A 9,414-nucleotide genomic window follows, 5' to 3' on the forward strand; every position below is an offset into this window, starting at 1 on the left:
GATCAATGCCGGAGTGAGGGCATGCCGAGCCTAGGCGAGGCACCGAGTGGAGGGGCAGAGCGTTTTGCTTACTTTTGCGCTTTTCAAAAGTGAGTCGCTGTAAAAGCGAAACCATAAGTGGCCGTAACCGCAGCAACGGATATGTCCACAGAACCGTATGCAGCCAGGTGAAAAGCATCGACAGGTTTGGCGAGAACTGCGTCCTCGCTGCGCTCGACAGCGGCTACAGGTTTCGACGGTCAGGGCCATCAGGAAACTGGCTGGACTGATCTAGTCCTTCAGCCTTCATCTATTGAGGAAATCCCCATGCACTATCCCATCTGCATCGAATGGGGCGACGAACACACCGCCACCGGCATTCAGATTCCCGACATTCCCGGTGCTGTCACCGCGGGCGACAGCTTCGAGAGCGCCTATAGCGCGGCCATCGAGATTGCCCACGTCATGCTCGAAGAGCTGGCCCGAGCGGGGCACACCATTCCCCTGCCCTCTCCCACCCGCAAGCACCGCGCCAACCCCGATTTCGAGGGCATGGGCTGGGGCATGCTGGATATCGATATCGCGCCTTACCTGGGCAAGACCGAGAAGGTCAACGTGACCCTGCCGGGTTATGTCATCCAGCAAATCGACCGATTTGTCCGCGAGCACAACATCAAGAGCCGGTCGTCCTTTCTTGCGGATGCCGCGATGGAAAAACTCGGGCGCTGAAAGCGGCTCTAGGTCGATGAAGTCCAGACCACCTATTCATGATGCTGGGCCTCCAAGGCATACCAATCAGTTGTCTAGAAGCAAGGGCGAAATAGCTGCAGGAAGCCATCGACCAATATTTTGTTTGTAAAAAAATTCTTCCCCATAACTCTCGGAACTCTCTTTAGGGGAGCAGGAAGAACTAGTACTTAACGCATAGGCAGAGCTAGACGTCGATGTGCAATTAGCAAAAGCAACCCAGGGTTCTCGTTGCCATGCAACGTGACCAGCGGGAAACCCAGCAAGCTGGGGTTGAACGTTTGGTATCCCCTGCACTATTCCGCCATATCGCTGAGCGTTGTAGTCTCGATTATTTTCAAAAGGATGAACTCTGCCGTATTCAACCCGCTCCCAACCCACAATTTGATCCCAGTGAATCATCCCCAGTGAGGCAGCCTCATGCTCTGCAGGATGTGGCGAATATCTTAATAACGTATTGTTAACATCGATAAAATTCGGAGTTGGCCTTATGTGGTATATGTAACCATTATTCCCCAAATGGGTACCTAACCAATCCAGCGCAGCACCTCTTAAAGTCGTTGTAGCCACATATCCAGAATCATATCTAGCCAATCCTGTTTCAGCACCATTAGTGTGATTCCACAAATTTATATTTGGCGGCGGCTGATTCGGCCGAGAACCATCCATCCCTTTTGGGAAAAAACCCCCGGCTTTTTTTGTAGCAGCAGGAGTATCCAATAGACCTACCGCACGATAGACATTAGGGAGATTATCTGCCATCGAAAAAAATGAAACCAACACCAGTAAAGGGAAGACAAAAAATCGGACCTTACACATATTTACTCACCCACATAAAGACACTCACACATTAATGGAGAATGCTTAAGCCCTTCCATGGTAGTGACACTCTTGCCAACGCAACAGCAATACATCGACTACTTTACAACCAGAAGTCTTCAAAGGACCATCTTGGTGCCATGCCGACCAGCTCCTGCGTTAAGGCGCGAGACATTCTAGTATGCATATATATAAAGCTGATCCAAGGCTTTCCCAGAGCAATTAATCCAAAGCGAAGAGCCGGCCATGAGCGCAGTCAAAGCTCCGGAGTATGTGGCCTTCGCCCAGGAGTTATCCATTTTATAGTTGGACAACCAGTACTCTTTACTGGACTTCAGCTGACCATTGTCTTCTTTAACGGCAAATGTAATATAACCATCACTTTCACGATACCCTACATATCGTAAATGCACGCCCGAGTAACTACCTAACGGGCAGTTTTCAGGAGCTGCGACCGCAACACCCCCATTAACCAGCCCAAAAAATGCAATTAGAAAAAATACAAACCTGGGAGCTTTCATCTTTATTACCTCTCACAAAAATATATAGAATGGTAGATTTAGACCTACCACATTCAGGACTTTCGTAGAATCAGCACACACTATCGCAGGCTTCTGAGCAGTTATTTAAATACTATAAATCGAAGCCCTTACATGAACGCACACTCAACTACAGCACAACTGCATCCAGCTACTCCTGGCTGCACATTGATAGTTCGCTCACCTGAACCGGGACTAGACCATTTACGAAATAATTATATCGCCCCCATTAAAGAAAGAACTTTCCAGCTTGTGATAGTGTCCAGAAAAACAGGGCCACAGCCCGTCATCACAACATCTAGCAAAACGGCGTTCTTCCAAATCGACTCCCTGAGAGCCTGCTTAGATTTTTTGAATAGTAATCAAATGGATGGAGCGCAAGCCGGTGCTCGGGAATACTCAAGATAGTTATCACGTGAAGGGATCGCGCGGCACTCGTTTGGCCGCGAAGGTTGGCCGGCATTCCGGATCTCCAAAGTGACCCGCTGTAAGAGCGGAACCCTAAGCAGCCGTGACCGCAGCAACGGATATGTCCACAGAACCGTATGCAGCCAGGTGAAAAGCATCGGCAGGTTTGGCGAGGACTGCGTCCTCGTGCGCAGCCTCGCTGCGCTCGACAGCGGCTACAGGTTTTGGTCTGGCCCTTCAGCCTTCGCCACAGGGGTTGTGGCCTGCCAAATGGCGGGGGCTGCCACAGGGAAGACTCCAGCCTCAGCGGCCGTAGCCCCGCTTTTCAGCCAATGGCCCGAGCCAACCGCACCGCCACACTCGCCGCCTGCTCGGCACTGACAACGTTGGTGAACCCCATCACCAACCCCTGCCTAACCTCGCCCCCCAGATACCACTGCGACAACGGCTCCACCGCAATCCCCTCCCCCCGAGCCCGCCGGGCAATCTGCACATCGTCCCCCTCCCCCAGCCCAGCCACCACATGCATGCCCCCGGCCTGCGGGTCTATCTGCAAACGCCCACCCAACGCCTGGTGCAACGCCTCCACCAGCCATTGCCGCCGACGCGCATACAGGCCGCGCATTTTATTCAGGTGCCGGGCAAAGTGCCCCTCGTTGAGAAAGGCCGCGACGGTCGCCTGCAGCAGGTGCGGGCAGTGGTTGTGCAAACGATCCGCCTGGCGGGCGAACGCTGGGGTCTGTTCGGCGGGCACCACCAGGTAGGCCAGGCGCAGCCCCGGAAACAGGACTTTGCTGAAGGTGCCGGTGTAGAGCACGCGGCCCTGCTGGTCGAGGCTCTTGAGGGCCGGCAAGGGCTTGCCCTGGTAGCGGTATTCGCTGTCGTAGTCGTCCTCGATGATCCAGCTGCCTTGGCGGTTGGCCCAGTCCAGCAGGGCCAGGCGCCGCGGCAGGGACAGCGACACCCCCAGCGGGCTCTGGTGGGTCGGGGTGACCACGGCAAAGCCGGCCTCTGGGGCGCGGGCGATGCCTTGGGCGACGTCCAGGCCCTGATCGTCCACGGGCACCGGCACCAGTTGTGCGCCGGCTTCCAGCAGGGTGTTCCTGGCCATGAAGTAGCCGGGTTCTTCCAGCCAGCAGGTGGCGCCCGGGCGCATCAGCGTGTGGCTGATCAGGTCGAGGCAGGCGCGGTAGCCGGCGCAGACGAAAATCTGCTCCGGGTGGCAACTGATGCCCCGGGAAATCCCCAGGTAGGAGGCAATGGCCGCCCGCAACGGGGCGTAGCCGCGCGCGTCCGGGTAGACCAGGCCTTCGACGCCCGCCTGGCGCAGTTGCCGGCCCGCCAGGCGGGTCCAGAGCTTGCGCGGAAAGGCATCCAGCGCTGGCAGGCCCATTTGCAGGGCCAGGGGCGAGGTGCCGGCATGGGTGGCCTGGTAGGTCGTGGGGGCCACTGGGGCGCGCTGCGTGGGCGCCGAAACCGGTGCCAGTTGCGGCGTGACAATGGTCCCGGCGGCCCCGCGAGCAGTCAGGTAGCCCTCGCCTATCAGCAACTGGTAGGCCGCTTCCACGGTGCCCCGCGCCAGGTTGAGTTCCGCCGCCAGGGCGCGAACCGCCGGCACTCGGTCCCCCGGACGCAGGCGGCCATCGGCGATGGACTCGCGAAACCGCTGGTAAAGCTGGCGATAGATCGGCGCCGTCTGGCTGCGGTCCAATTCGAAAGGAAGGATCATGGCCTAGTCATTTATGCATTTTTTGGCCCTGTAGCTTAAGCCATTGACCTTCTAAAGTGGGTCATCTCTTTTCAGCGGATGACGGACATGCCCTACACCCTTCAACACCTCGAAAGCGAAGCGGCCCTGGCGGCCAGTTTCGACTTGATGCGTGTCTTGCGCCCCCACCTCACCAGCCCGGCGGCCTATGTCGCCCAATGGGCACGGCAGGCCGAACAGGGCTACCGCTTGCTTGCCGCGTGGGACGCTGAGCGCATCGTCGGCCTGGCGGGCTACCGCGAGCTGGAAAACCTGCTCTACGGGCGCTTCATCTACGTTGATGACCTGGTCGTGAGCCCGGACCTTCAGCGCAGCGGCTTGGGTGCGCGGCTGTTGAGCGCCGTGCGTGATGAGGCCGTGCAGCGTCAATGCGATCACTTTGTCCTGGATACCGGCCTGCATATGCCCCTGGCCCAGCGCTTCTATTTCCGCCAGGGGCTGCTGGCCCGTGGCATGCATTTCACTCAACGACTTCAAGGTGGGGAGCCGGCATGAACAACCTTCTACTGATCAACGCCAGCCCCCGTGGCCAGGTTTCCCATGGCAACCAGTTGGCACTGGAACTGGTGAGCTCCCTGCGCCAACGCTATCCGCACCTGGAACTGGTCGAGCGCGATCTGGGGGCCAATCCGTTGCCGCCCCTGGGCATGGACTACGCCCACGCCCTGACCACCCCCACGCCCTTCGACGCGCCACTGTTCGAGGTGTCCGAGGGGCTGATCGGCGAGTTGGAGCGCAGCGATGCCCTGCTCATTGCCACGCCCATGCACAACTTCACCCTGCCGGCCGCGCTCAAGCTGTGGATCGACTACGTGCTGCGCATTCACCGCACCTTCAGTTCCGGCCCGGAAGGCAAGGTCGGCCTGCTCAAGGACCGCCCGGTGCATGTGCTGGTCAGTTCCGGCGGCTTTCACCAGGGCGAGCGGGCACGCCAACCGGACTTTCTCACGCCTTACCTGCGCCAGGTGCTGAACACCCTCGGCCTGTTCGATCTGCAGTTCACTTATCTGCAAGGGTTGGTGTTCGGTGACGAGGCCGTGCGTGCAACGGTCGAAGAAGCCCGCAGCGCACTGTCCTCCAATCCACTGTTCAACCCTCTTGTTTGTGCTTGATCACTTTTTTCTACACCGGAGTTTCACCATGAGCCAACTCAGACTGCCCTTTGCCACTTTGTCGCCGGCCGCCTATCAAGGCCTGCTCGCCACCAACACCGCCCTGGTCGCAAGCCCGCTGGGCTTGCCCCTGGTGGAACTGGTGTTTTTGCGCGTGTCGCAGATCAACGGCTGCTCGTTCTGCCTGGGCAAGCACTCACAGACCCTGCGCGAGTGTGGCGTGGCGCAAGACAAGCTGGATTGCCTGGCCGGCTGGCGCGTCAGCGAACTGTTCAGCGAACGCGAGCGCGCCGCGCTGGCCTGGACCGAAACCCTCACCTACGTCCACGACAAGGGCGCGCCGGACGAGCTGTACGAACCGCTGAAAGCGCACTTTAGCGAGGTTGAAATTTCCGACCTGACCTTGGCCGTGTCCTTGATGAATGCCTTCAACCGACTGGCGGTGGGCATGAAGCTCTGAGAGCGAGGCCATCGTTGGCGGTGTTGGCTGTTGATCTTCCTGCCCCTGCGGACAGGAGGGTCGAAGGCAGGCATTGAGCCGTGGCCAACCCGGCAGGATGCCGGGTTGGCCGCCACCCGCCCCCAGGTGCACGCGGTAAGAAGGTGGCTCCGCGTCTTCGTTGGCGAGCTTCGCTGGCAAGCCAGCTCCTACAGGGGAAGCGATATCGGGTCGGCTCGGGGCCTCCCCCTGCTCTATGCGAGAAAAGCTCCGCTGGCGCCGGCATCGGCCAATGCAAACAGCAGTGCTTCCAGCGCTTCTTCGGGCGCCGAGCCGAGGTCAATCTTGACCCTGTACCCCTCCGCCGTGGCCTCCGGGTCCGACACAAAGTGCAGCACCCCTTGCAGCCCTTCTTCAGTCGGCGAATTCTCGTCTTCGCCATCGAACCACTCAAAGAACCAGGTGCGAATAACCTCAGAGGCCTGTTCCAGGCTCAAGCCCCGCACCTCCAGGGGCAACCAGTCCCAGCCAAAGGGCGAGATCACCACCGCCATCTGCTCAATCGCAAAGCGCACAGGCTCAAAGCCCAGCTCGGTTTCGGAATCGACCTGCACCGGCTCGCCGGCCGAAGCGCCCTCGGCCGCAATCACATCCACCCGGCAGGGCGTGGCCATGGCCCCTTCAACCGCCAGCGAACCATCGCTGTTGCGGTAAGCGGGCTCGACATGCGCGGCCCCTTCTGCGGCGATACGCGCCAGGGTTTCGACATAGGGTTTACGAATGGCGGCAAGCAGTTCGCTGACGGTCATGGATCTGATGACTTCCTTGGCAAGGGGCCGTCGATGGAGCGGCCTTCGACGGAGAGAGACGGGTAACTGAAAATCCGCCGCAATAGTGCTATGGACGGCCGTGCAACGTCCATGAAAAACCGAGGGGGCCTTTATGTCACCTGCGACAAGCCCATCACACCGGGCCCTGCTCAACGACACCCCTTGATACATAACTCCCGACACACAATTCAACCGGCGCCATCATGCGCCTGGAGTTATAAAGTACCGCTCACCCCGACCAGGAAATGGAGGTGCAAAGCAGACGGTTGATCAAGGAGCTTGAAGCCGCGGGATGGGTGCTGGAGCGAGTCACTGGCAGCCATCATCTGTTCCAGCATCCCTACAGGCCCTACACCGTTCCAGTGCCTCAGCCGAAGAAGGATCTGCCACGGGAAACGGTCAGGGCCATCAGGAAACTGGCCGGGCTGCTTTAGCTCCCATCATTCTTTGCACCTGTTTTGAGGAGATCCCCGTGCAATATCCCATCTGCATCGAGTGGGGCGACGAGCACACTGCCACCGGCATCCAGATTCCTGACATTCCCGGCGCGGTCACCGCCGGTGACACCTTCGAGGCTGCCTACAGCGCCGCCATCGAGATTGCCCACGTCATGCTCGAAGAACGGGCCCGCGCCGGGCAGGCCATTCCCCTGCCCTCTGCCACCGGCAAGCTCCGCACCCACCCTGATTTTGCGGGCATGGGCTGGGGCATGCTGGAGATCGACATCACGCCTTACCTGGGCAAGACCGAGAAGGTCAACGTGACCTTGCCGGGGTATGTGATTCAGCAGATCGACCGCTTTGTCCGCGAGCACGACATCAAGAGCCGGTCGTCCTTTCTGGCCGATGCAGCAATGGAAAAGCTCGCGCGCTAAACACAGATTCAAGCGTGCAACAGAGCGAGCGCCGGAACACGTCCGGGCAGGCACACGCTGGCTTGCAAAACACTCGCTGGCGCCGCATTGATTCGCTGATTGCGCGTCATCGTTGGCGAGCTTCGCTGGCAAGCCAGCGCCTACCGAGGGGGGAGTTCCTCGTGTTCAGGCCGGCCCGGCTCATTCGCCCTGGTCTTGCTCTAGTCGGTTGCGCAGCTGGTTCAGCACGCGGTGGGTAGTCTGAATCTCATCGACATCCAGCCCCTGCGCTAGCTCGTTGATCCAGGGCGCTTGAAGCTTCAATGCCTGATCGAATACCGCCTTTCCAGCCTCCGTCAGCACCACCAACTGCGCCCGGCGATGGTGAGGGTTCGGCTGAAATTCCAGCAGGCCATCCTTCACCAGATCGTTGACGATCCGCTGAACATTCTGCCGATTCGCACCCATGTCGCGGGCAATCCACGAGACGGGCTGCGCCCGATCGGCAGCGACGATCGTGCCAAGGAGCTGCCAGCGGGCACTGGTGAGACCTATCTCAGCCACCAGGCGATCGCCTGCGGTGAGCATGCGCGCACTGGCTCGAAAGAGCTCGAGGACCAGATCGGTCATGGCGCGTCCAGCGGGGGTGTGGTTTGGTTTTTTCATGCCGCGAACTTTTCCACATTGACACCATGATGTCAATCAAACTAGTTTTTTATCCATCGCACCACATTGTCATCATGCTTACATACTGGAGACCGTCATGTTGTCCATTCGCCCGCTTGATCCTGTAGTTCCCATTCATCAGCAACTCCAGTGCAGCGAGTCACCGGTGGTGCTGGTCAACCTGTTCAGCGTCGACGAGGACGATATACCCGAGCTTCTGCGTGCCTGGGAGCTGGATGCCAACTGGATGAAACAGCGGGCCGGTTACATTTCCACGCAGCTCCACCAGGCCATCGGTGGCAGCTGCATGTTCCTGAACTACGCCGTATGGGAGTCGGTGGAGCGTTTTCGCGAAGCCTTCAATCACCCGGACTTCGCCAACGCCCTGGGCCGTTACCCCTCAAGCGCCCTGGCCATGCCCCATCTGTTCACCAAGGTAGCCGTGCCGAACATCTGCACGGCTTGAACACAGCCCCATTGACTGACGGAGAGCGCCCCATGCTCAAACGACTCCACCTCACTGCCAGCCTGCTGGCCCTGTTGTGCATCGCCACGTTCTTTGTCTCGACCCTGCTGGTGGAAAGCATGGGAACCCGACATTCGATCGCTCAGCTCAAACACCTGATCGTGAGCCCTGGGCTCTGGGTGCTGATCCCGGCGATGGCAGTGGCGGGAGCCAGCGGCATGGGGCTGAGCCGGGCACGACAGGGCCGCCTGATCGCCTCGAAGAAAAAACGCATGCCCTTCATTGCCGCCAATGGCCTGTTGGTGCTCGTGCCCTGCGCAATTGCACTCAACCGGTGGGCATCGGCAGGCAGCTTCGACACGGTTTTTTACCTGGTGCAGGTCATCGAACTGATCGCCGGAGCCTGCAACCTCACATTGATGGGGTTGAACGTACGTGATGGTTTGCGTCTAAGCGGACAGTTGCAGAGGGCCATGCCTCAGGGCCTGTAAGCCATGCATTGCCTGGGCCAACGCCTTCGCTGGCAAGCCAGTTCCTACGGAGGCCCAACCACCACACATCTGGCTGTAGGAGCCGGCTTGCCGGCGAAGAGGCCCGTAAGTCATGCGTCGCCTGGGCGGACGCCTTCGCTGGCAAGCCAGCTCCTACACGGGGGGACGCTACACACCGCCCCAGCTCCAGGCCGGCCGGCAGGCCGCCGTCGCGCTCTTGATTTTGATCTTGATCTGAGCGCCCCGTTAACCACGATGGCCGAACGCAGGCATTGAGCCGTGGGTAACCCGGCAGGG

General features: G+C 59.4%; 13 protein-coding genes. 8 read left to right on the forward strand and 5 right to left on the reverse strand.

Annotation, left to right across the window (positions count from 1 at the left end; all coding sequences use genetic code 11):
• Positions 1-306 precede the first annotated feature (306 nt).
• Positions 307-708: a type II toxin-antitoxin system HicB family antitoxin gene (locus BLX41_RS00050; RefSeq protein WP_123723260.1), complete on the forward strand. Its 402-nt coding sequence runs from the start codon at positions 307-309 to the stop codon at positions 706-708.
• A 66-nt stretch (positions 709-774) separates the two neighbouring features.
• On the opposite strand, the gene BLX41_RS00055 is transcribed toward BLX41_RS00050, so the two are convergent.
• The 3 genes from BLX41_RS00055 to pdxR all read right to left on the reverse strand — a co-directional run bounded on the left by BLX41_RS00055 (position 775) and on the right by pdxR (position 4,221).
• Complete coding sequence (locus tag BLX41_RS00055) at positions 775-1,545, reverse strand: enterotoxin A family protein (protein ID WP_123723261.1); 771 nt, start codon at positions 1,543-1,545, stop codon at positions 775-777.
• A gap of 176 nt (positions 1,546-1,721) precedes the next feature.
• The gene (locus BLX41_RS33295) at positions 1,722-2,066 is read right to left on the reverse strand and encodes a hypothetical protein (protein WP_148059666.1); all 345 of its coding nucleotides are present in this window, start codon (positions 2,064-2,066) and stop codon (positions 1,722-1,724) included.
• 751 nt (positions 2,067-2,817) lie between these two features.
• Positions 2,818-4,221, reverse strand: coding sequence for a MocR-like pyridoxine biosynthesis transcription factor PdxR (pdxR, locus tag BLX41_RS00060; protein ID WP_123723262.1), 1,404 nt, complete (start codon positions 4,219-4,221; stop codon positions 2,818-2,820).
• An 87-nt stretch (positions 4,222-4,308) separates the two neighbouring features.
• Here pdxR and BLX41_RS00065 point away from each other — a divergent pair, with 87 nt between their 5' ends.
• Genes BLX41_RS00065 through BLX41_RS00075 form a run of 3 tightly spaced genes read left to right on the forward strand, consistent with a single transcriptional unit; the run spans position 4,309 to position 5,832 of the window.
• Complete coding sequence (locus BLX41_RS00065; protein ID WP_123723263.1) at positions 4,309-4,755, forward strand: GNAT family N-acetyltransferase; 447 nt, start codon at positions 4,309-4,311, stop codon at positions 4,753-4,755.
• Positions 4,752-5,372 carry an FMN-dependent NADH-azoreductase gene (locus tag BLX41_RS00070; RefSeq protein WP_123723264.1) on the forward strand — a complete coding sequence of 207 codons (621 nt, stop codon included), beginning with the start codon at positions 4,752-4,754 and terminating at the stop codon, positions 5,370-5,372. The genes BLX41_RS00065 and BLX41_RS00070 overlap by 4 nt, the downstream gene beginning before the upstream one ends.
• Before the next feature lie 28 nt (positions 5,373-5,400).
• Positions 5,401-5,832 carry a carboxymuconolactone decarboxylase family protein gene (locus tag BLX41_RS00075; RefSeq protein WP_123723265.1) on the forward strand — a complete coding sequence of 144 codons (432 nt, stop codon included), beginning with the start codon at positions 5,401-5,403 and terminating at the stop codon, positions 5,830-5,832.
• Positions 5,833-6,065: 233 nt separating this feature from the next.
• On the opposite strand, the gene BLX41_RS00080 is transcribed toward BLX41_RS00075, so the two are convergent.
• Complete coding sequence (locus BLX41_RS00080; RefSeq protein WP_123723266.1) at positions 6,066-6,620, reverse strand: hypothetical protein; 555 nt, start codon at positions 6,618-6,620, stop codon at positions 6,066-6,068.
• 272 nt (positions 6,621-6,892) lie between these two features.
• On the opposite strand from BLX41_RS00080, the gene BLX41_RS00085 reads away from it, so the two are divergent.
• Both BLX41_RS00085 and BLX41_RS00090 read left to right on the forward strand, forming a co-directional pair.
• Positions 6,893-7,075: a type II toxin-antitoxin system HicA family toxin gene (locus BLX41_RS00085; protein ID WP_123723269.1), complete on the forward strand. Its 183-nt coding sequence runs from the start codon at positions 6,893-6,895 to the stop codon at positions 7,073-7,075.
• A gap of 38 nt (positions 7,076-7,113) precedes the next feature.
• Positions 7,114-7,515 carry a type II toxin-antitoxin system HicB family antitoxin gene (locus BLX41_RS00090; protein ID WP_123723267.1) on the forward strand — a complete coding sequence of 134 codons (402 nt, stop codon included), beginning with the start codon at positions 7,114-7,116 and terminating at the stop codon, positions 7,513-7,515.
• A 180-nt stretch (positions 7,516-7,695) separates the two neighbouring features.
• On the opposite strand, the gene BLX41_RS00095 is transcribed toward BLX41_RS00090, so the two are convergent.
• Entirely contained in the window at positions 7,696-8,124 is a 429-nt protein-coding gene (locus BLX41_RS00095) for a MarR family winged helix-turn-helix transcriptional regulator (protein WP_123473652.1), read from the reverse strand.
• Between the two features lie 133 nt (positions 8,125-8,257).
• Between BLX41_RS00095 and BLX41_RS00100 the strand changes: the two genes are divergently transcribed.
• Positions 8,258-8,626 (forward strand): antibiotic biosynthesis monooxygenase family protein, encoded by a 369-nt coding sequence (locus BLX41_RS00100; protein ID WP_102880282.1) that lies wholly within the window; start codon positions 8,258-8,260, stop codon positions 8,624-8,626.
• Between the two features lie 32 nt (positions 8,627-8,658).
• The gene (locus tag BLX41_RS00105) at positions 8,659-9,117 is read left to right on the forward strand and encodes a hypothetical protein (protein WP_123723268.1); all 459 of its coding nucleotides are present in this window, start codon (positions 8,659-8,661) and stop codon (positions 9,115-9,117) included.
• Positions 9,118-9,414: the final 297 nt, after the last annotated feature.

The organism is Pseudomonas protegens (genome assembly GCF_003732485.1).
Taxonomy (GTDB): Bacteria; Pseudomonadota; Gammaproteobacteria; order Pseudomonadales; family Pseudomonadaceae; genus Aquipseudomonas; species Aquipseudomonas protegens_B.

Bases quoted from the DNA above. Each gene is read 5' to 3' on its own strand.
- BLX41_RS00100 (WP_102880282.1), top strand. From the start codon at position 8,258: ATGTTGTCCATTCGCCCGCTTGATCCTGTAGTTCCCATTCATCAGCAA.
- BLX41_RS00105 (WP_123723268.1), top strand. From the start codon at position 8,659: ATGCTCAAACGACTCCACCTCACTGCCAGCCTGCTGGCCCTGTTGTGC.
- BLX41_RS00070 (WP_123723264.1), top strand. From the start codon at position 4,752: ATGAACAACCTTCTACTGATCAACGCCAGCCCCCGTGGCCAGGTTTCC.
- pdxR (WP_123723262.1), bottom strand. From the start codon at position 4,221: ATGATCCTTCCTTTCGAATTGGACCGCAGCCAGACGGCGCCGATCTAT.
- BLX41_RS00080 (WP_123723266.1), bottom strand. From the start codon at position 6,620: ATGACCGTCAGCGAACTGCTTGCCGCCATTCGTAAACCCTATGTCGAA.
- BLX41_RS00075 (WP_123723265.1), top strand. From the start codon at position 5,401: ATGAGCCAACTCAGACTGCCCTTTGCCACTTTGTCGCCGGCCGCCTAT.
- BLX41_RS00065 (WP_123723263.1), top strand. From the start codon at position 4,309: ATGCCCTACACCCTTCAACACCTCGAAAGCGAAGCGGCCCTGGCGGCC.
- BLX41_RS00055 (WP_123723261.1), bottom strand. From the start codon at position 1,545: ATGTGTAAGGTCCGATTTTTTGTCTTCCCTTTACTGGTGTTGGTTTCA.
- BLX41_RS00050 (WP_123723260.1), top strand. From the start codon at position 307: ATGCACTATCCCATCTGCATCGAATGGGGCGACGAACACACCGCCACC.
- BLX41_RS33295 (WP_148059666.1), bottom strand. From the start codon at position 2,066: ATGAAAGCTCCCAGGTTTGTATTTTTTCTAATTGCATTTTTTGGGCTG.
- BLX41_RS00095 (WP_123473652.1), bottom strand. From the start codon at position 8,124: ATGACCGATCTGGTCCTCGAGCTCTTTCGAGCCAGTGCGCGCATGCTC.